Raw genomic sequence first — 18530 nt, forward strand, 5'->3', positions numbered from 1 at the left:
AGTTATCTGCCGAGCACAAGGCACCAGTAGCGAAGCGTGCTGTCGCGGCCGTCGCGCACATAGGCGAGGCCGAAGCGGGTGAAGCGCGGGTCGAGCATGTTGCGGCGGTGGCCTGGCGAATGCACCCAGATATCGAACAGCTTCTGCTGGTCGAAGCGGCCTTCGGCAATATTTTCGGCGGCAGCGCCGGCAATGCCATTGTCTTTGACGCGCGAGGCAAAGTCCTTGCCCCAGCCGGTGGTGTGATTCATTCGGCCGCCGCGTGCCATATATCCGGCCTGCTGGAGCGCCGCCTGCTCGAGCCGGGCATCGGGGGCGAGCGGCCCCAGACCCGCCGAAGCGCGGATGCCGGCCAGCGTGCCGGCGGCGGAAGCAGAGACACCGGCGCTTTCACCGGTAGGCAGCACGGCGGTTGCGCAGGCGGTGAGCCCGGCAAGGGCGCCAAGGCCGGCAGCTCTGAGCAGCACGCGCCTGCTTAGGCTTGGTTGGGCCTGATAATTTTCGATTTTCGTAACGGTCATGCCCGGCTGGCATAACCGCGATCATGGCTTTTGCCGGGCAGGGCGATGAAAATGCGTGATGAATGGTTTCGACGCGATGGTACTGTGTCAGATTGATTTCACCGCTCAATCGAAACAGGCCTGCTCGGATGGCAGCATTCGCCCAGACGGCTGTTCGGGCTCGATACTCCCAGGAGCTCGATACCCAGTCAGGCCTTCACGGACAGAGAGTTTCTTTTGCCCTACCTTTGCGGCTTCACGAGCGCTGGCGAGGTATCCTCGGTTGCAAATTTTCGCTGGGGGATATCGCTTGCAGTGACGACCGGAGCGATTCGTACGCCTGAGCACCAAGCAGCCTTCGGTATTGGTCTTCGAGACGCTGATTGAAATCGTGGACGGTCCGGATCACCGCAAGCGCCGCGTCAGTTGCAACGATTAATTTGGCCCGTCTGTCGTTCGGATCATGCGAACGCCGAACATAACCGAGGCGCTCCAGTTCATCGATCAACTCACCCATCGATGCTTTGCCAATGCCCGCACGCTCTGCGAGGACGCTGGGTCGGGTTCCTTCTGCGTCGATGTTGGCGAATACAGCGCCGTGTTTGGGCTTGATTGCCGAATGGCCGCTCTCCCGGAGAACCTGGACCAAAGCGCTCGCCGACGATTGATAAGCATAGAGAAGCAGAGACTGCGTGTAGGGCTGATTATCCATCTTTTCAAACTTATATGGTGCCCATATAGTATGGCAACCGAACTATATGACAGGAGATCAGCATGGCTACCGGCAACGTCCGAACTGAAGGGGTGGAAAGTGTCGCGCACAGGCTGATCGAAGCTTGGAATCGTCACGATGCTCGCGCCTTTGCCGCCGTATTCGCGGCAGATGCCGAATTTACAAACGTCTTCGGGATGCAGGCGACTGGACGTGACAAGATCGAGCAGTTCCATGCCCCAATTTTTGAGAAGATGTTCAAGCACAGCCACCTATCCGCCGAAAGCGTGCGGAACAGGCTTGTTCGCCCTGATGTTGCCACGCTCGACCTGCGGTGGTCCATGACTGGCGCGCTCGATCCGATGGGAAACGAATGGCCGCGTCGGCGCGGATTAATCAGCGTAGTGGCGACGCGGGATCATGATGAATGGTTGATTGCAACGATGCACAATATGGAACTTGGGGACGATCAAATGGCAAAGTCTCAGGAGAAACTTCAAGAGGATAAGTAGGCTCTTCGTTCACGTCAGGATCGAAAGCGACAGCCAGCCAGCATGGTCAAGCCGATCTGATCGGGCAACGAGATCGAACGGCGGATCAGGTGATCAGGATTGGCGAGCTATGCTACAGGAGTTGGTGCCGGATGGCGGTGCCTTGTCCCGGTTTGGCTGGCCACAATGGCGCGCCCCATAGCCGGCCGCCTTGGTCTTGCGGAATCTAATGTATGAACGGCTTGGAGCGCTCTGGGCTCTCGCCGGCAGTTCTTTGCGGCGGTGATCGCCGGTCGGCTATTCCGCCGCCACGAGTTTGGTTTCCGGCGTCGATGTAGCCCGGTCGGCCCGATCGTCCTCGGTATCTTCCCACCAATCGCCCAGGGCGTCGATGAGCGGCACAAGTTTGAGACCGGGCTCCGTGAGGTCGTAATCCACGCGAAGCGGATAGCCGGTACGCGCCGTTCGCCGCACGATCCCGGCTTCCTCCAGCTTGCGCAGTTCCAGCGCCAGAATGCGGTGCGAAACTGTCGGGTTGTCACGCCTCAAATCGCTGAAGCGCTTGGTCCCGTCCTTGAGGTAGTAGAGCAGCAAGGTGGGCCAGCGACCGCTGAGCACACGCATAGTCTCCTCGATCGGGCAGCGTGAGACGACATCTTTCATGGCGGGGACCTGGTTACAGAATAGTGCGTAATTTACATGGGGCGACCAGCGTTTAGGGTCAAGTTTCGCTGCGCAGCGTAATCCCTAAATCATGGAAGAGACAAAGAAATGGAACCTATTCTCCTTTACGGCTTCCCGCTGGGAAGTTCGATGGGGCTTGTCGCTGCATTTGAACGCGTCGGACAACCCTACCGCCTGTGTCGCGTCGATATGCTCACTGAGATGAAGAACGACGCCTATGCCAGCATCAACGGTCGTCAGGAAACACCGGTGTTGATCACGGACGAGGGCAGGGTGCTCACCGAGACCATGGCGATTGCCGCCTGGCTCGAAGCCCGCGATACGCAACGCCGTATCAGCTTCGATCCTCGCTCGCCGGAGGGCGACCGGATGCATCAGCTGATGGCTTTCGTGAACACCGGTTTCACCGCCGCTTTCACCCCGCTCTGGGCGGCTTATGAAATGGAATCGGCCGAACCGGTGCTGCTGGCGACCTTGCGTGATTTCGGCCGCAAGGTCGTTACCAACCGCCATGACCAGCTCGAGGCGATGATCCTCGACACGGATTTCCTGGTCGGCGACCGGCCGACGCTTGCCGATACCACGCTGATCGGCGTAGCGCGCTGGGCGGAGTTCCACCAGGCGGTCGACGGCGCCGCTTATCCCAGGCTGGCGGCGCTACGCCGCCGCATCGAAGCCGATCCGGCCGTGCGATACGCGCAGGCCATCGAGGGTGGCGAAAAGCCGGCGGGTTCGGGTGCCTGTCTTGGCCATGTCCCCCTGGCCGAAGTGATCGATCGTTTCGCTGCCTAGCTTTTGTCACGCATCTCAGCCGCGCGGCGCCAAAGTGTGGTGCCGCGCGGTGACCGCCTGTGGCTTTAGCCGGGCAGGGCAAACAATCCGTGCACGATTAGTCAGGTGATCAGGTGGGATGCGTTGACACGCATCCAGTCGGCCAGCGAATCCAGCGTGCCACGCAAGGTTCTACCCAGCGGCGTTATCTCATACTCCACGCGCGGCGGCATCTCGGCATAGACCCTCCGATAGACCAGACCGCGATGTTCGAACAGGCGCAGCTGCCGCGTGAGCTCCTTTTGCGTAATCGGTGCGACGGCCCTCTGGAGCTCGCCGAAGCGGATCGGACAACCGGTGACGATCAGGCGATAAAGAATGGGAATGGCCCATTTTCCCGAAACCAGATTGACGAAATCGATCATCGGGCAACGATCGGTAGTGCCATTTCCGCCTTCGACTGGCGTTACCTCGATGGCTTTTGCCTGCGCCATGAAATTATTTCCTTTAGTACCCATTCGGTGCCTACTATACAAAGCATACTATCGTGTCGACAATGCCATTCTCATCGTCTTTGGGAAGGCAAATCATGGGTCGCCAAATCATGGGTCGCTTGAAAGGCAAATATGCCCTCATTACCGGGGCAACCAGTGGCATCGGTCTCGAAACCGCGCGCCAGTTCCTGGCCGAGGGTGCGACGGTGGCAATCACCGGCAGGAGCCCGTCCGGGCTGGAAGCTGCGCAGCGCGAGCTGGGCGGATCGGCGCAGGTGATCAGGAATGATGCCGGCAACCTCGCTGATCAGCGTGCGCTTGCCGCCGAACTCGCGCAGTGCTGGCCTCGGCTCGACATACTGAACATCAACGCCGGCGATGTGATGCATCAGCCCCTTCAGGATTGGGACGAGGTGGTCTATGACCGTCTGATGCAGACCAATCTCAAGGGGCCGTTCTTTTTGATCCAAGCCCTGTTGCCGATGTTCTCCAACCCGTCATCGATCATCCTGTGCGGTTCGGTCAGTGCCCATATCGGCCTGCCCCAGAGTAGCGCCTACGCCGCCAGCAAGGCTGGCCTCCTGTCGTTGGCGCGCACCCTCTCGGGTGAGATGATCGAGCGCGGTATTCGCGTCAATGGCCTCAGCCCCGGGCCGACCGAGACGCCGGCCTTGGGCAAGCTGGGTCTGCCCGAAGCGGACGAGAAGGCGCTTGGCGATCAGATACGCGCGCTAGTGCCGATCGGCCGGATGGGCAAACCCTGGGAACTCGCCAAGGCGGCGGTGTTTCTAGCATCGGATGAGTCGAGCTTCGTCGTTGGCACGGAACTGCTCGTCGATGGTGGCGTCGGAAATCTATAACCGGGATTTACCATCGTGACCATCGACTTGGCGACAATCACCCCTAAATCGACTACCATAGTGCTTATACGAGAAGTGGCAGCTACGGGCGGCCATCCTGGCGGCGGCCGTCCCGACCCACGGGAGAAAAGTTATGGCCGGCTTTCATGTCATGGCGGACGCACGTGGAATGCATGTACAGCCCACGGTGCGCCGCATCAGCACCGAGGATCTGCTCGATGCGCTCCGTCTCGGCGTAGAGGATTTCTGGGCCAAGCCGTCGCACTACGTGTTCCTGTGCCTGATCTATCCGGTGGTCGGCCTGATCCTGACGCAGTGGACGTCGGGCTCGAACGCCATCCAACTCATCTATCCGCTGATGTCCGGCTTCGCTTTGGTCGGTCCGTTCGCCGCTATCGGCCTTTACGAAATCAGCCGCCGGCGCGAGTTCGGCATGGATACATCCTGGTGGCATGCGCTCGACGTGCGCCACTCTCCGGCGCTGCCCGCGATTGCGGTCATCGGTATCATGCTGGTGGTACTGTTCCTGCTCTGGCTGTTCACCGCGCAATCGATCTATACCAGCCTGTACGGCAATCAGCCTCCGGCCTCTATTGTCGGCTTTATTCGCGAGGTGCTGACGACCAGCAAGGGCTGGACGCTGATCCTGCTCGGCAACCTGGCCGGGTTCGCCTTTGCCGCGATCGTGCTGGCGACGACCGTCGTCGCCTTTCCGCTGCTGCTCGACCGCGATGTCGGCGCGGTCTCGGCAATCGAGACGTCGGCAAGGGCAGTTCTGACAAACCCGCTGCAGATGGCGCTGTGGGGCCTGATGGTCGCCGTGCTGCTGGTCATCGGCTCGATCCCGCTATTTGCCGGGCTTGCCGTCGTCATGCCCATCCTTGGCCACGCGACCTGGCATCTTTACCGCAGGGTGGTCGAACCGGAGCGGGCACAGCCGGACCGGCGGCCGATGTAGGACCGATCAGCGTTGCGCGTCGGTTGCCATCTTGACGGCCAGCGCGGTCAGCACCGTGCCCATCATCCAGCGCTGGATCACCAGCCATAGCGGCCGCCCGGCGAGGAAGAGGGCGATCGAGCCGGCCGTCACCGCGATGATGGCGTTGACGGTCAGGCTGATCGCGACCTGTGTGGCACCGAGCACCAGAAGCTGCGACAGCACGTGGCCCTTGCCGGGGCTGATGAATTGCGGCAGCAGCGACAGATAGAGCGCTGCCACCTTCGGGTTGAGCAGGTTGGTCATCAGGCCCATGGCGAACAGCTTGCGCGGCCTGTCTCTCGGCAGTTCGCGGATCTGGAAGGGCGAGCGCCCGCCGGGCTTCACCGCTTGCCAGGCGAGCCACAGCAAATAGAGCGCGCCGGCAAGGCGCAGCACATCATAGGCAAAGGGCACGGCGAGCAGCAACGCGGTGATGCCGAACGCCGCCGACAGCACGTAGAACAAAAAACCGAGCGCCACGCCGCCCAGCGAGATCAGTCCGGCCTTCGGCCCTTGCGACAGCGAGCGCGAGATCAGATAGATCATGTTCGGGCCGGGCGTCAGCACCATGCCGAGGCAGACCAGCGCAAAGGCAAGGTGGTTGGCGGGTTCAGGCAAGAGCGCATCTCCGGATGAGGACACTCACCACATGCTTCCATCACCCGCAAGGGCATGAGGGCAGGAGCCTTTGCGCCAGTGCGCCGGGGCCCCTGCCTTAGTCGCCAATCCCATCGCCTTCAGCCGACGATGCGCAGGTTCGACAATTCGTTGGCGATTTCCTTGAAATTGTCCGACAGCGTCGCGCCCGTCGCATTCCAGAACAGCTTGGCCGGCTTGCTCGGGTCGGCCGAATCCTTGCGGAAGCGCGAATCCGACGAACACGCCTTCAGCGCATCGATTGCCTTCTTGTCGCTGGCATCTGTGGGCGACAGGTCGAGCGCCACCGTCATCACCAGAATGTTCGAATTCTTTGCATTGGCGCAGAGCGTTTTCATCTGCTCGTCGAGTGCTGCCGTGTAGTTGGCACCGGTATAGGTGGTCTTGCCGATATCGGTGCTGGTATTCATGAACAGGCGGGTTACGCTTCCAGATCCCGGATAGGTCAGCCCAGTGTAGCCGTAGGCGGCGTAGGTCGACCTGTTGTTGGCGTAGCTGCCGTCGCTGACGGCACTATAAGTATTGGCTCCGTCGGTCAGCACCACGACCACCTTGTCGTTGCCCCTCTCGCTGTTCGGCCGACCATCGGTGAACGGTGGGTTGCTCGATACAGTTCGCCAGCCCCAGGCAAGGCCCTCCGGCACGTTGGTGTTGCCGTTCGGCGCCATGGCGTCGATGGCGTCCTTGATCTCCTGCTTCTCTGCGTCCTGGCTGACGTCCTTCAACGGCGTGATCGGGTTGGTGGTGCAGGAGGAATTCGGCCCATCGCCTGCGGCTGCGGATTGCGAACCGTATGGTTTTACAAGGAAGTATTTGCGCATGTCAGACTGGCGCTGGGAAGCGGTAGGACCGGCGACATAGGGCCAATCGGCCCACCAGTTGTTGCCGTAATTGTAGGACGTGCCGATGACGTCGTTGATGCCGTCACGGTTGAAATCGAGCCACAGAGTGCCAGCCTCATCCGGGGCGAACATCGGCACGAAAAGCGTGGCCGGCGCGGTTGTATCGGGCGTGGTGTCGCTGACATTGTAGGGATATGGCCGTGCTTCGACGCAACCTTGCCAGCTCGCATAGCGGCTTGTGGTGTAGATATATTCCGGTGCGCTCCAATGGCCGTACTGGCAGGTGCCGTTCTTCTTGTATGTGTCGCAGACATATTGCTTCGAATTGGGTACCTCTTCGCGGCCCGATTCGACCGTCATGTCGGCGTAGAGGCTGAAACGGGTCAGCGGCTGGTCCTTGGTCTCGCCCCAGCCGGTGCCGCGCTTGTACCAGACGCCGTTGAGCTTCTCGGCATATTTGTCGGGATTGTTGGCGGCACTCATCGTCGTCCAGTCGAAATCCTCGTGCTGGATCGGGGACATGCCGTCCTGATCCATCCAGCCGTCCTGGTCGTGGGTAGGACCGACATTGACCGAGGCCGCAAACGGCACGAGAGAAAACTGCACCGGTTTGGTAATCTGCTTCATCTGCTGCGCCTGAAGCGCCAGCGTATCGACAAGCTGCTTGGCGGCCGACTTCAGCAGGTTTATTCGCTTCTCGCCGGTGCCGGAGCCGAGATCGCTCATCGAGCCGGAATTATCCAGCACAAGCGCGACTTCGAGGGTGTTCTTGAGGCGGAGTTCCGAACATTCGGTGAAGGTCGTGTCGCTTGCCGTGCCGCCGATCAGCAGGCTGGCGGCCGGTAGAAAATAGGGATGGAAGGTGAGGCTGGCGCAGAGCTTCAGGGTGCCGCCGCCGGCATTGTTGTTGGGCAGCGTGACGGTCAGCGCTGTATTCGCCGGGTCGATACGTGCGAGATTGGTTTCGAAAAATGTCTTGGCGTAGGCCTTGACGTCGTCGTCGCTGGCGCCGGCAACGATCTGCTGGGCGGCGGCGAGGCCGGCCGCATCAAGGGCGTTCAGCGTTTCGTGCTTTTGGCGCAGCAACTCCCCGTAGTCGACACTGAGCGCCAGACCGGCCATCAGCGGCACAATGGTGATTGCAGTCATTAACGAGTAGTTGCCACGTCTGTCGTGTCGGAATTCTCCGACTATTGCCTTCAGCATTCCCGCCCGCCCCATTTTTCCCGGACGATGCCACGCATTTTTAAATTTCCGATTGCTGAAATACGTTCAAGGCCGGTACGGGTTTTCAATCCCTGTTAACCACGCGTCCGCAATCGGCAATGCTGCTCCGAGCTTCCCGCGGCAAAGCCTCTAAAAAAGGGGATAAGGCGCTGGAAAAGAAAAGTTTTCACCATCGCGTCCTCGCCGGCGTCCCCGTGCGACAATCTTGCGGCGCTATGAAAGCTGGTGACAGGGTGAAGCGCTTCGGTTAATCCCAACCGGTCGCGGCGGACCGTCGGTCGCGGCGCTCGCAAGCATCATGGTACAGGGACAACGGCATGGCGGATTCGCCCGACATCATCGGTTCGCTCGCAGACTTGTCGGGAGCCTATTCAGCCATCCTGTGCGACGTCTGGGGCGTGGTGCACAACGGCGAATGGCATTTCCCGGCGGCGGCTGCCGCGCTGATCGCTGCTCGCGCGGCGAAAATACCTGTCGTGCTGATCACCAATTCGCCGCGTCGCAGCGCCGACGTGGTGGCGCAGATGAACGCCATCGGCGTTCCTCCCGCCGCCTACGACCGTGTCGTGACGTCCGGCGACGTTACCCGCGACCTGATCGCGGAAGGGCCGCGAAAGATCTTCCACATAGGCGCCGATCGGGATTTCACGCTCTATGAGGGCCTCGACGTCGAACTCGTCGAGGAGTTCGAAGCATCCGGCGTGGTCTGCACTGGCCTGTTCGATGACGAGGTGGAGAAGCCGGAGGATTATGCCGATCTTCTGCTGCGGCTGCGTGCCAGGAACCTGCCCTTCATTTGCGCCAATCCCGACATCGTCGTCGAGCGCGGCGAACGCATGATCTGGTGCGCGGGCGCTTTGGCCCGCGAATACGCACAGCTTGGCGGACGCACGCTGATCGCCGGCAAACCCTACGCGCCGGTCTATGATGTCGCCATGAAGGAGATCGCCGTCATTCTCGGCCGCCCGGTCGAGCGTTCGCAAGTTCTGGCCATCGGCGACGGCATGATGACCGACATCAAGGGCGCGGCCGACAATGGCTTCGACGTGCTCTACGTATCGGGCGGGATCCATGCCCGTGATTACGGTGAGACGCTGCAGCCGGATCCGGCCAGGCTCGCGGCCTTCCTGGAAAAATATGGCTACAGGCCGGTCGCGGTGATTCCCAGGCTGCAATAGGTTCAAGCCATGACGGCCATGTTCGAACGCATTTCCGCAACCGCACCGCTGCCGGCCCATCTGCGCGGCGGCGTGGTGGCTATCGGCAATTTCGACGGCGTCCACCGCGGCCACCAGGCGGTGCTCGAACGCGCGCGCGCCGAAGCGGAGCGTCGCGGCGTACCCGCCCTGGTGCTGACCTTCGTACCGCATCCGCGAAAGGTGTTCAGGCCGGACATGCCGTTGTTCGTGCTGACGCCGCCGCCGATGAAGGCGCGGCTGTTGTCGCATCTGGGCTTTGCGGCGCTGGTCGAGCAGCCGTTCACACGCGAGTTCGCCGCCTTGTCGGCGGAGGCTTTCGTCACCGGCGTGCTCGAGCGCAATCTCGGCATAAGCCACGCCGTCACCGGCTTCGATTTCCATTTCGGCAAGGACCGCCAGGGCGGCCCGGCCTATCTGATGGCTGCCGGCGAGCGCCACGGCTTCGGCGTCACGCTGGTGGATGCGTTTCGCGACGAAAGCGCCGAGGTGGTGTCGTCGAGCCGCATACGCACGCTGCTGTGCGAGGGCAATGTGGCCGAGGCCGCCGGTTTGCTCGGCTACCGTTTCACCGTCGAGGCGGAGGTGATCGGCGGCCAGCAGCTCGGCCGGACACTCGGCTTTCCGACCGCAAACATGAGGCTTTCGCCGGAAGCCACCCTCAAGGAAGGGATTTATGCCGTCCGCTTCCGCCGCGCCGACGGTTCGCTTCACGATGGCGTCGCCAGCTTCGGCCGCCGGCCGACGGTCGACGACAATGGCGCGCCATTGCTGGAGACCTTCGTCTTCGACTTTTCCGGCGACCTCTACGGCGAGATTTGTGCCGTGTCCTTCTTCGGCTACCTGCGCTCGGAGGTGAGGTTCGACGGGCTTGACGCGCTGGTCGCCCAGATGAAGCGTGACGAGGCCGAGGCGAAGGCACTGCTCGCCGGCGTCAGGCCGCTTTCCGGGCTGGACGCGGCCATAGCTTTTTAGAGCATGGTCCCGAACCGAAGGTCAGCGAAGCAAAAAAGTGGGAACCGGTTTTCCGATTAAGATCATGCTCAACCAGAATTTATCTCTTCAGCGCCAAGCCAAGGGCGATGAAGCTCCAACCCTGGAAGATCAGGTCGACGGCCAGGAACAGGCCCAGCACCCACACGCTGTTGACCGGCCAGCCCATGGCGATGACCAGTCCCGCCAGCGCGCTGATGACGCCGGCCGCTACCACCCAGCCCCAGCCGGGCTGCGGCCGGTGGCTGTAGCCGACCCAGGCCCTGAGCACGCCTGAGGCAAGCAGTGCGACCGCCAGGAGGAAGGTCAGCACCGTCGAGGCGAGGACCGGATTGTCGAAGGCGAAGAAGCCGGCGACGGCATAGAGGAGGCCGCTGAGCAGCCAATAGAAGAAACGGCCCCATGTCTTCACGCCGAAGGCATGGATAATCTCGACAATGCCGGCCATCAGCATCAGCCAGCCCACGACAAAGACGGAGGCGACGGTTGCGATGAACAGATTGCCGAAGGCGATGCCGCCGAAGACAAGCAGCAGCACCCCGAGCGCCACGAACCACCCCCATTTCGCCCGCGTCTGGCCAATGGCGTCTTTCATGGCATCGCTGTGCACGGTCATTGCCCTTTTCCCTCAAGGTTGCCTAGCTTCTTTGTTCCGGAAGGTAGCGCCGATCGCCTTGCCCGTCCAGCGAGCAGGCTGTGAGCGCCACACTCCCGAGCGATCCGCTAGACCTCCGTTTTTGACCCGAAGCGGCCAAATACCAGATGGAATAATTCGATCATGTGGGGGTGAGCCAGTGCTAAAAGATAACAAGCGGGTTTACGGGCGACCCGTCGTCCCGTGTATTCGCCGCGGCGCAAGTGTAACGAAAATTCCCAGTGCTGGCATTGGCCCTTTATACGATGACGTGTGCTGCTGCTATATGCCGTTTTCTACGCTTGATGAGGCTAGGGAAGCAAAATGAGCGATGCGGACGAACACCTCGATCTGACGGAGATCAACGCCGTCCGCAGGTTGTTGACCTCAAAGCCTCGAACGGTCCGCTGGGACGAACGCCGGGCACGGCTCGACGAAGTCGGTTCGGTGTGGCCAGTCGCGGAGGACATCCGATGCGAGCATGTGGTTTTCGATGGCCTCGAGGGAGAGTGGTCGCTGGCGCCTGGGAGTGACAGGGACAAGATTCTGCTGTTTTTCCACGGTGGTGGCTACTGCTCCGGCTCTCTTAAAAGTCATCGTCGAATGGTGACCGAGGCAGGTCGGGGAATGGGAATGCGCACCCTCGCGATCGACTATCGCCGCGCACCGGAACATCCTTTCCCTGCGCAACATGAAGACGCACTCACCGCATGGCGCTTTCTGAGGCGGCAAGGCATCGCGTCGGATCGCATCGTGGTTGGCGGAGACAGTGCGGGCGGCAACCTCACTCTGTGCCTGGTCAGTATATTGCGCACGGCAGGCGAGCCGTTGCCGCAATGTCTTTGGCTGGTTTCGCCCTGGACGGACCTTTCGATGTCCGGCGCGACACTATCAACCAAGGACGCAATCGACCCTATCATCCACCGGGCGTATTTGGAGGAACTGGCAACGGCCTATGTTCCCAATGGCGTTGGTCGGCGCGATCCGCTGATCTCGCCCTTGTTCGCCGATCTGAGCGGATTTCCCCCAATGCTGATACAAGCCGGTTCGGCCGAGACGCTGTTGTCGGACGCAACTCGGCTCGCCGAAGCCGCTGGCGCGGCTGACGTCAAAGTAGGTCTCGAAATTTGGCCGCATATGATTCACGCTTGGCCGGTTTGGAATGCGGGGTTGAGCGCCGGTCGCCGTGCTCTTCACAGCGCAGGCATGTTTGTCCGCGAATGTTTGTAACCCCTGCCGAGGCAACTGCTATCGTATTCCAAACACTTGATCTGGAATCTTGGTGCGCCAAACAATCGACTGCAACGCGGAACAGGCCGGCCAACGCGGCCAATGTTGCGGATATTAAGTCAAATTTTACCGAACTGGCGCCATGGCTTCAGTCAAGGCTGGTGTATCCGCCAATGCGTTCGACGTATGGAGTAACGATGCGGTCTGTCCCGACGATCTTGGCCGCATTCATGCTCGGCACCTGCGGCGTTGCCAAGGCCGGCGAGGGCACCTTCGGCTGGCTGTCCGGAGACTGGTACCTGACCGTCGGTGCCACCGGCATGGTTGCTCCGAATTTCGAGGGCGGCAAGAAGTACCTGCTCAGTGCCTCGCCGATCATCTCGCTCGGCAAGGCTGGTCCCGCGGCGCGCTTCACCTCGCGCAACGACAATATTTCATTGGCATTGATCGACGATGGCGGCATCCGCGCCGGCCTGACGGGCAAGTTCCTGTTTTCCCGCGACGGTGGTGACGCCGACGAATTGAAGGGTCTCGACCCGGTGCGCTGGGGCGGCGAGGCTGGCGGCTTCTTCGAATTCTATCCTTTGAATTGGCTGCGTGCCCGCGCCGAATTGCGGCACGGCATTCGCGCCCATAACGGTTTTGTCGCCGACATCGCCGCCGACGCCTTTTACGATGTGACGCCCGACGTCAGGATTTCGGCCGGACCGCGCGTTTCGTTCGCCTCATCGGACTATTTCGAGGCCTATTACGGGGTTGATGCCAAGGAGTCCCTGGCCTCGGGACTTAGCGAATATCATCCCGGCGGCGGGGTGAAGTCGGCGGGCCTGGGCGGCGCGGTGACCTGGAAGGTGACCGAGCCGATGACGGCCAGTCTGTTCGGCGAATATTCCCGCCTGATGGGCCCGGCCGCCGATTCCAGCCTGGTCAAGGAGCGCGGCTCCAGGGATCAGTTCATGATCGGCATGTCGACGACCTATCGCTTCGATTTCTCGATGTGATGTCGCAGGTTATATACTGCGCGCAGCCGCATGGCTCAGGCGACTATGCCGTAGGCGATGCGGTTGAGTTCCTCTTCCACAAGCATCGCACCTGTTTCGGATTGTAGGAGATTGATGGGCGCCTCGTTGAGCACCCGACTTCGCTTACGCAGCCAGCGCTGCGCCCTTTCATGGTTGCCGAAAACACGATCCGCCATCGTTGAAATACGAAGTCGCAGGGCGCGTTCGGACTCAGTAATCGTCAGAGTCACATTTCGTTCCTTCCGGCGCGCTAACTGTGAAATGTAAACCGCAGTTGGTACATGCTCTTAGGAGGAAGCATCAGAGTTCGGGCTTTTCAATAGGGCCGGCCTCGTTTAAAAGCCCGGTCATGACGCACTTTATCAGCGCATTCGCGACTGCGACACGAATTACAGGCCCGGTGTTCCGGGCGGCCTGACCGCCGCCGGAGCCGCCGGGAATCTTGCGCGCGGCCTCTCGCGCTTTTTCCAGATCATGATAGTTCAACGCCCGGGCTCTTTTGCCGCCGGCAACGCATATGGCAGACGAATGACTGATACCGAGACCGCCGAGACGATCGATTATTCCAAAACGCTCTACCTGCCGCAGACGGATTTCCCGATGCGCGCCGGGTTGCCGGAAAAGGAACCGCTGCTGGTCAAGCGCTGGCAGGACATGGACCTTTACCGCAAGTTGCGCGAAGACGCAGTCGGCCGCGAAAAATACGTGCTGCACGACGGCCCGCCCTACGCCAATGGCAACATCCATATCGGCCACGCACTGAACAAGATCCTCAAGGACGTCATCACCCGCTCGTTCCAGATGCGCGGCTATGACTCGAACTATGTACCCGGTTGGGATTGCCACGGCCTGCCGATCGAATGGAAGATCGAGGAGCAGTACCGCGCCAAGGGCAAGAACAAGGACGAGGTGCCGGTCAACGAGTTCCGGCAGGAATGCCGCGAGTTTGCGGCGCACTGGATCAAGGTGCAGGGTTCCGAATTCCAGCGCCTCGGCGTCGTCGGCGACTTCGACAATCCCTATACGACGATGGCTTTCCATGCCGAGGCGCGGATCGCCGGCGAGCTGCTGAAATTCGCAATGTCCGGCCAGCTCTATCGCGGCTCCAAGCCGGTGATGTGGAGCGTGGTCGAGCGCACCGCGCTGGCCGAGGCGGAGGTCGAATACCAGGACTATGAGTCGGACACGATCTGGGCGAAGTTTCCGGTCGTCAGCCTCGCTCGCCAGGTCATCAACATCGAGGATGGGCAGCCAGCCCTGGATCCCAAGCTGACGCAGACGTCGCTCGATCTGCTTGATGCCAACGTCGTCATCTGGACGACGACGCCGTGGACGATCCCCGGCAACCGCGCCGTCAACTACTCGCCGCGCATCAACTATGGTCTCTACGAGGTTACGGCGGCCGAGAACGCCTTTGGTCCTCAGCCCGGCGAAAAGCTGATCTTTGCCGAGAAGCTTGCGGACGACGCTGCCGCGAAGGCCAAGGTCACTCTGAATCGGCTTCGCAGCGTTGGCGCCGAAGAGCTTGAAAACCTTACGCTTTCGCATCCCCTCAAAGCTCTGGGTGGCGGCTACGATTTCCCCGTGCCGATGCTCGCCGGCGATCACGTCACCGACGATGCCGGCACCGGTTTCGTCCACACCGCGCCGGGACATGGCCGCGAAGACTTCGACGCCTGGATGGATGCTGCCTCTGATCTTCGCCAGCGTGGCATCGACACCGCGATCCCCTTCACCGTCGACGATGCCGGCTTCTTCACAAAGGACGCGCCGGGCTTTGGCCCGGACCGCGAGGGTGGAGCGGCGCGCGTCATCGACGACAATGGCAAGAAGGGCAACGCCAACCAGGCTGTCATCGACGAGCTGATCAAGCGCAACGCGCTGTTCGCGCGCGGCCGCCTGAAGCACTCCTATCCGCATTCCTGGCGCTCGAAGAAGCCGATCATCTTCCGCAACACGCCGCAATGGTTCGTCTATATGGACAAGGAACTTGGCGACGGCACGACGCTGCGCAGCCGCGCCCTGAAAGCCATCGACGATACCCGCTTCGTGCCCGCCGCCGGCCAGAACCGCATCCGCGCCATGATCGAGGAGCGCCCCGACTGGGTGCTGTCGCGCCAGCGCGCCTGGGGTGTGCCGATCGCCGTCTTTGCCGATGCCGACGGCAATGTGCTGCGCGACGAGGCAGTCAACCGGCGCATCATGGACGCCTTCGAGAAAGAAGGCGCCGACGCCTGGTTCGCCGCCGGCGCCAAGGAGCGGTTCCTCGGCAATCACGATGCCTCGAAATGGCAGCAGGTCATGGACATCCTCGATGTCTGGTTCGATTCAGGCTCGACGCATGCCTTCACGCTTGAGGACCGGCCCGACCTGAAATGGCCGGCCGACGTCTATCTCGAAGGCTCCGATCAGCATCGCGGCTGGTTCCACTCCTCGCTGCTCGAAAGCTGCGGCACCAGGGGCAGGGCGCCCTACGACACCGTCGTCACCCATGGCTTCACCATGGATGAGGAGGGGCGGAAAATGTCGAAGTCGCTCGGCAACACCGTCGTGCCGCAGGACGTCATCAGGCAGTCCGGCGCCGACATCTTGCGGCTGTGGGTGGTGACGACCGATTATTGGGAAGACCAGCGGCTCGGCAAGAACGTGCTGCAGACCAATATCGACGCCTACCGCAAGCTGCGCAACACCATCCGCTGGATGCTGGGCACGCTCGCCCACGACGATGGCGAGGAGGTGCCGCTGGATAAGATGCCTGAACTGGAGCGGCTGATGCTGCACCGGCTCGCTGAACTCGATGAGGTCGTACGCTCGGGCTACGACGCGTTCGAATTCAAGCGCATCACCCGCGCGCTGCTCGACTTCATGGTGGTAGAGCTGTCGGCCTTCTATTTCGACATCCGCAAGGACGCGCTTTACTGCGAAGCGCCTTCCAGCGTGAAGCGCAAGGCTTCAGTGCAGGTGGTGCGCCATCTCTTCGACTGCCTGGTGAAATGGTTGGCGCCGATGCTGCCCTTCACCATGGAAGAGGCTTGGCTCGACCGTCATCCGGATGCGGTCTCCGTGCATCTCGACCAGTTCCCGGAAATCCCGGCGGACTGGAGGAACGAAGCGCTGGCGGAGAAGTGGCGCAAGGTTCGGCAGGTTCGCCGTGTCGTCACCGGCGCGCTGGAAATTGCCCGCGCGCAGAAGGTCATCGGCTCTTCGCTGGAAGCGGTGCCGGTCGTTACCCTCGACGATGCCGTGCTCGAAGCGGCGATCGCCGATGTCGATATGGCCGAGATGGCGATCACCAGCGATCTGGCAATCGTGCACGGCAAGGCGTCGGCGGGCAGCTTTACCCTCGACGACGTCAAGGGCGTCGCCGTGGTCGTCGAGAAGGCGGAGGACCGTGGCCTGGTGAAGTGCGCGCGCTCCTGGCGCTACACCGCCGATGTCGGCTCAGATCCGGAATTCCCGGATGTTTCGGCCCGTGACGCCGCTGTTCTGCATGAGCTGAAGGCTTTGAGCCGTCTTTAAGGCGGTGCACAAATGCCACGGCGGGCGGCCGATCGGCCCCCGCGCGTTGCCCTTAACGAGTGGTTGAGGTAAACACGCGAAACTCCGGACGACAAATTGTCGCCGGAATTCCGTCGGAAGAGCATAGGCGATGGGGACCGGACCTTTCTTTGGCCGGCGGCAATCGAGAGGCTGTCTACAGTGGGACTTTTTGGCATGACCGAGAGAACTTACGCGCGCGTTGCGCTGCTGGCGCCGCTTGTCGTATCGGGCCTCGCTTTGTCCGGCTGCATGGGCTCGCCCACTTACGGGACAGACAAGACCGCGGGCGCGCAGCTTGCCGGCGACCTCACCGGGGCTTTTTCCTTCGCACCCAAGCGCAAGGATAGTATCGACTACAAGCCGCGCCCCACACTGGTGAAGCCAGGGCCGGGGCAGAAGGAAGTCTTGCCGCCGCCGCAGGAAAGCATCGAGACGGCGAGTGCCGAATGGCCCGAATCGCCGGAGCAGCGCCGTGCCCGCCTGCGCGCCGATGCCACCCTGCATCAGGACGACCCGGCCTACCAGGCGCAGGTCATCGATGACGTGCAGACGGATCCGGCGTCGGTCAAGGCCGCGCTGAAGCTGTCGGGCTCGAGCCACCCGCCAGCCTGGACTCCGGCCGATTCGGACAAGAGCCGCGCCGCGGAAATCATGCGCCGCCGGGCTGAAGGCAAACAGGGCGACCCGACCACCCGCAGATATCTGAGCGAGCCACCGGTGCAATACCGCGCTGCCGCCGCCACCGCGCCGCAGGGTGACCTCGGCGAGGACGAGTACAAGAAGGAACGCCGCCTCAAGAGGGAGGCGGCCGCCAAGAGTAAGAGCGGCGGCATGTTCGACTGGCTGCCCTGGTAGGCTGACGGCGCCAGAGACGTTCTTGCCCTGGATTGGCTGACTTGGATGGACCGTCTGCCGGACCAGAAAATCAGGCTCCGCGTCGCTCGCGAAAAAAGTCCTTCAGCAATGCTGCTGCTGCGTTCTCGGCCATGCCCGGATAGATGTCGGGCACATGGTGGCAGGTCGGTGACGTGAAGAAGCGAACGCCGTTGACCACTGCGCCGCCCTTCTCGTCGGCAGCGCCGAAATAAAGCCGGCGCAGCCTGGCGAAGGAGATGGCGCCGGCACACATGGCGCACGGCTCCAGCGTCACATAGAGATCGTGGCCGCTGAGCCGCTCGCTGGAAAGCTTGCGGCAGGCCTCGCGGATCGCCAGCATCTCGGCATGGGCGGTGGGATCGGCAAACTCGCGGGTGCGGTTGCCGGCACTCGCAACGACCGTATCGCCGCCGACGACGACCGCGCCAACCGGCACCTCGCCACGCTGGGCGGCGGCTTCGGCTTCTTTCAGCGCCAGTGCCATGAAATCCTGCCGCTTCACGCGGTTTCCATTCCGATTATCTCCTCGCCACTAGAGCGCGATCCTGTTACTACCCGCGCAAACGAGCAAAGGCCACATGGACGACAAAAACAAGAAATTCCCGCGCAAGGCCGGCCCGAAGCCGGCAGGGACGCGTGGTCGCGATAGCGCTCCCGGCAAGGGCGGCAAGCCGTCCTTCGGCGCCAAAAAACCTTACGCTCCGCGCGGCGACCGGCCGGCGGCGACCGAAGGCGAACGGCCGAAGCGCGACTTCAAAGGCGGCGACCGGCCATTCAGCAAAGGGCCGCGTCCGGAAGGCAAGCCTTATGAACAGCGCTCGG

The 18530-nt window shown here is 61.9% G+C and carries 20 protein-coding genes and 1 pseudogene; 11 read left to right on the top strand and 10 right to left on the bottom strand.

Annotation, left to right across the window (positions count from 1 at the left end):
- Positions 1-2: 2 nt before the first annotated feature.
- Positions 3-521 (bottom strand): CAP domain-containing protein, encoded by a 519-nt coding sequence (locus NKH90_RS18400; RefSeq protein WP_352503378.1) that lies wholly within the window; start codon positions 519-521, stop codon positions 3-5.
- 235 nt (positions 522-756) lie between these two features.
- Entirely contained in the window at positions 757-1212 is a 456-nt protein-coding gene (locus NKH90_RS18405; RefSeq protein WP_352453713.1) for a MarR family winged helix-turn-helix transcriptional regulator, read from the bottom strand.
- A gap of 62 nt (positions 1213-1274) precedes the next feature.
- On the opposite strand from NKH90_RS18405, the gene NKH90_RS18410 reads away from it, so the two are divergent.
- On the top strand, positions 1275-1724 hold the full coding sequence (locus NKH90_RS18410) for an SgcJ/EcaC family oxidoreductase (protein ID WP_254817420.1): 450 nt from the start codon (positions 1275-1277) through the stop codon (positions 1722-1724).
- A 276-nt stretch (positions 1725-2000) separates the two neighbouring features.
- Here the strand turns inward: NKH90_RS18410 and NKH90_RS18415 are convergent, their stop codons facing one another.
- Positions 2001-2366 carry a winged helix-turn-helix transcriptional regulator gene (locus NKH90_RS18415; protein WP_352474516.1) on the bottom strand — a complete coding sequence of 122 codons (366 nt, stop codon included), beginning with the start codon at positions 2364-2366 and terminating at the stop codon, positions 2001-2003.
- A 108-nt stretch (positions 2367-2474) separates the two neighbouring features.
- Here NKH90_RS18415 and NKH90_RS18420 point away from each other — a divergent pair, with 108 nt between their 5' ends.
- A complete protein-coding gene (locus NKH90_RS18420) occupies positions 2475-3179 on the top strand; it encodes a glutathione S-transferase family protein (protein WP_352503374.1) in 705 nt (234 codons plus the stop codon).
- Positions 3180-3280: 101 nt separating this feature from the next.
- On the opposite strand, the gene NKH90_RS18425 is transcribed toward NKH90_RS18420, so the two are convergent.
- Positions 3281-3652 carry a winged helix-turn-helix transcriptional regulator gene (locus tag NKH90_RS18425; protein WP_352503373.1) on the bottom strand — a complete coding sequence of 124 codons (372 nt, stop codon included), beginning with the start codon at positions 3650-3652 and terminating at the stop codon, positions 3281-3283.
- Positions 3653-3762: 110 nt separating this feature from the next.
- Between NKH90_RS18425 and NKH90_RS18430 the strand changes: the two genes are divergently transcribed.
- The gene (locus NKH90_RS18430) at positions 3763-4512 is read left to right on the top strand and encodes an SDR family oxidoreductase (protein WP_352569766.1); all 750 of its coding nucleotides are present in this window, start codon (positions 3763-3765) and stop codon (positions 4510-4512) included.
- Positions 4513-4645: 133 nt separating this feature from the next.
- Positions 4646-5470 carry a DUF2189 domain-containing protein gene (locus NKH90_RS18435; protein WP_352503372.1) on the top strand — a complete coding sequence of 275 codons (825 nt, stop codon included), beginning with the start codon at positions 4646-4648 and terminating at the stop codon, positions 5468-5470.
- A 6-nt stretch (positions 5471-5476) separates the two neighbouring features.
- On the opposite strand, the gene NKH90_RS18440 is transcribed toward NKH90_RS18435, so the two are convergent.
- Positions 5477-6109 (bottom strand): LysE family translocator, encoded by a 633-nt coding sequence (locus tag NKH90_RS18440; RefSeq protein ID WP_352685524.1) that lies wholly within the window; start codon positions 6107-6109, stop codon positions 5477-5479.
- A 119-nt stretch (positions 6110-6228) separates the two neighbouring features.
- Entirely contained in the window at positions 6229-8196 is a 1968-nt protein-coding gene (locus NKH90_RS18445; protein ID WP_502898859.1) for a pilus assembly protein TadG-related protein, read from the bottom strand.
- Between the two features lie 338 nt (positions 8197-8534).
- Here NKH90_RS18445 and NKH90_RS18450 point away from each other — a divergent pair, with 338 nt between their 5' ends.
- Both NKH90_RS18450 and NKH90_RS18455 read left to right on the top strand, forming a co-directional pair.
- Positions 8535-9395: a TIGR01459 family HAD-type hydrolase gene (locus NKH90_RS18450; protein WP_352503369.1), complete on the top strand. Its 861-nt coding sequence runs from the start codon at positions 8535-8537 to the stop codon at positions 9393-9395.
- A 9-nt stretch (positions 9396-9404) separates the two neighbouring features.
- On the top strand, positions 9405-10388 hold the full coding sequence (locus NKH90_RS18455) for a bifunctional riboflavin kinase/FAD synthetase (RefSeq protein WP_352541594.1): 984 nt from the start codon (positions 9405-9407) through the stop codon (positions 10386-10388).
- A 79-nt stretch (positions 10389-10467) separates the two neighbouring features.
- On the opposite strand, the gene NKH90_RS18460 is transcribed toward NKH90_RS18455, so the two are convergent.
- Positions 10468-11022 (bottom strand): HdeD family acid-resistance protein, encoded by a 555-nt coding sequence (locus NKH90_RS18460; RefSeq protein WP_352685523.1) that lies wholly within the window; start codon positions 11020-11022, stop codon positions 10468-10470.
- A 342-nt stretch (positions 11023-11364) separates the two neighbouring features.
- On the opposite strand from NKH90_RS18460, the gene NKH90_RS18465 reads away from it, so the two are divergent.
- Together NKH90_RS18465 and NKH90_RS18470 are read left to right on the top strand one after the other, a co-directional pair.
- On the top strand, positions 11365-12270 hold the full coding sequence (locus NKH90_RS18465; RefSeq protein ID WP_352820299.1) for an alpha/beta hydrolase: 906 nt from the start codon (positions 11365-11367) through the stop codon (positions 12268-12270).
- Positions 12271-12467: 197 nt separating this feature from the next.
- Positions 12468-13271 carry a MipA/OmpV family protein gene (locus NKH90_RS18470; protein ID WP_352820301.1) on the top strand — a complete coding sequence of 268 codons (804 nt, stop codon included), beginning with the start codon at positions 12468-12470 and terminating at the stop codon, positions 13269-13271.
- 35 nt (positions 13272-13306) lie between these two features.
- Here NKH90_RS18470 and NKH90_RS18475 read toward each other — a convergent pair whose 3' ends face one another.
- Positions 13307-13522 (bottom strand): antitoxin Xre/MbcA/ParS toxin-binding domain-containing protein, encoded by a 216-nt coding sequence (locus tag NKH90_RS18475; protein ID WP_352531066.1) that lies wholly within the window; start codon positions 13520-13522, stop codon positions 13307-13309.
- Positions 13523-13592: 70 nt separating this feature from the next.
- Positions 13593-13778, bottom strand: a complete 186-nt coding sequence (locus NKH90_RS18480; protein WP_352820303.1) for a hypothetical protein — start codon at positions 13776-13778, stop codon at positions 13593-13595.
- Positions 13779-13820: 42 nt separating this feature from the next.
- Here NKH90_RS18480 and ileS point away from each other — a divergent pair, with 42 nt between their 5' ends.
- Together ileS and NKH90_RS18490 are read left to right on the top strand one after the other, a co-directional pair.
- A complete protein-coding gene (gene ileS, locus NKH90_RS18485) occupies positions 13821-16811 on the top strand; it encodes an isoleucine--tRNA ligase (RefSeq protein ID WP_352820305.1) in 2991 nt (996 codons plus the stop codon).
- A 195-nt stretch (positions 16812-17006) separates the two neighbouring features.
- Complete coding sequence (locus tag NKH90_RS18490) at positions 17007-17687, top strand: hypothetical protein (protein WP_352453465.1); 681 nt, start codon at positions 17007-17009, stop codon at positions 17685-17687.
- 70 nt (positions 17688-17757) lie between these two features.
- On the opposite strand, the gene NKH90_RS18495 is transcribed toward NKH90_RS18490, so the two are convergent.
- The gene (locus NKH90_RS18495; RefSeq protein WP_352474534.1) at positions 17758-18210 is read right to left on the bottom strand and encodes a nucleoside deaminase; all 453 of its coding nucleotides are present in this window, start codon (positions 18208-18210) and stop codon (positions 17758-17760) included.
- Between the two features lie 76 nt (positions 18211-18286).
- Between NKH90_RS18495 and NKH90_RS18500 the strand changes: the two are divergent.
- Positions 18287-18530 (top strand): annotated as a pseudogene (locus NKH90_RS18500) (pseudouridine synthase); the annotation flags it as partial.

It is taken from the genome of Mesorhizobium sp. M0898, from assembly GCF_040319695.1.
Taxonomy (GTDB): Bacteria; Pseudomonadota; Alphaproteobacteria; order Rhizobiales; family Rhizobiaceae; genus Mesorhizobium.

What these genes read in the sequence shown, in the direction of transcription:
- NKH90_RS18400 (WP_352503378.1), bottom strand. Translation starts at nt 521, where the DNA reads ATGACCGTTACGAAAATCGAAAATTATCAGGCCCAACCAAGCCTAAGC.
- NKH90_RS18405 (WP_352453713.1), bottom strand. Translation starts at nt 1,212, where the DNA reads ATGGATAATCAGCCCTACACGCAGTCTCTGCTTCTCTATGCTTATCAA.
- NKH90_RS18410 (WP_254817420.1), top strand. Translation starts at nt 1,275, where the DNA reads ATGGCTACCGGCAACGTCCGAACTGAAGGGGTGGAAAGTGTCGCGCAC.
- NKH90_RS18415 (WP_352474516.1), bottom strand. Translation starts at nt 2,366, where the DNA reads ATGAAAGATGTCGTCTCACGCTGCCCGATCGAGGAGACTATGCGTGTG.
- NKH90_RS18420 (WP_352503374.1), top strand. Translation starts at nt 2,475, where the DNA reads ATGGAACCTATTCTCCTTTACGGCTTCCCGCTGGGAAGTTCGATGGGG.
- NKH90_RS18425 (WP_352503373.1), bottom strand. Translation starts at nt 3,652, where the DNA reads ATGGCGCAGGCAAAAGCCATCGAGGTAACGCCAGTCGAAGGCGGAAAT.
- NKH90_RS18430 (WP_352569766.1), top strand. Translation starts at nt 3,763, where the DNA reads ATGGGTCGCTTGAAAGGCAAATATGCCCTCATTACCGGGGCAACCAGT.
- NKH90_RS18435 (WP_352503372.1), top strand. Translation starts at nt 4,646, where the DNA reads ATGGCCGGCTTTCATGTCATGGCGGACGCACGTGGAATGCATGTACAG.
- NKH90_RS18445 (WP_502898859.1), bottom strand. Translation starts at nt 8,196, where the DNA reads ATGCTGAAGGCAATAGTCGGAGAATTCCGACACGACAGACGTGGCAAC.
- NKH90_RS18450 (WP_352503369.1), top strand. Translation starts at nt 8,535, where the DNA reads ATGGCGGATTCGCCCGACATCATCGGTTCGCTCGCAGACTTGTCGGGA.
- NKH90_RS18455 (WP_352541594.1), top strand. Translation starts at nt 9,405, where the DNA reads ATGACGGCCATGTTCGAACGCATTTCCGCAACCGCACCGCTGCCGGCC.
- NKH90_RS18460 (WP_352685523.1), bottom strand. Translation starts at nt 11,022, where the DNA reads ATGACCGTGCACAGCGATGCCATGAAAGACGCCATTGGCCAGACGCGG.
- NKH90_RS18465 (WP_352820299.1), top strand. Translation starts at nt 11,365, where the DNA reads ATGAGCGATGCGGACGAACACCTCGATCTGACGGAGATCAACGCCGTC.
- NKH90_RS18470 (WP_352820301.1), top strand. Translation starts at nt 12,468, where the DNA reads ATGCGGTCTGTCCCGACGATCTTGGCCGCATTCATGCTCGGCACCTGC.
- ileS (WP_352820305.1), top strand. Translation starts at nt 13,821, where the DNA reads ATGACTGATACCGAGACCGCCGAGACGATCGATTATTCCAAAACGCTC.
- NKH90_RS18490 (WP_352453465.1), top strand. Translation starts at nt 17,007, where the DNA reads ATGACCGAGAGAACTTACGCGCGCGTTGCGCTGCTGGCGCCGCTTGTC.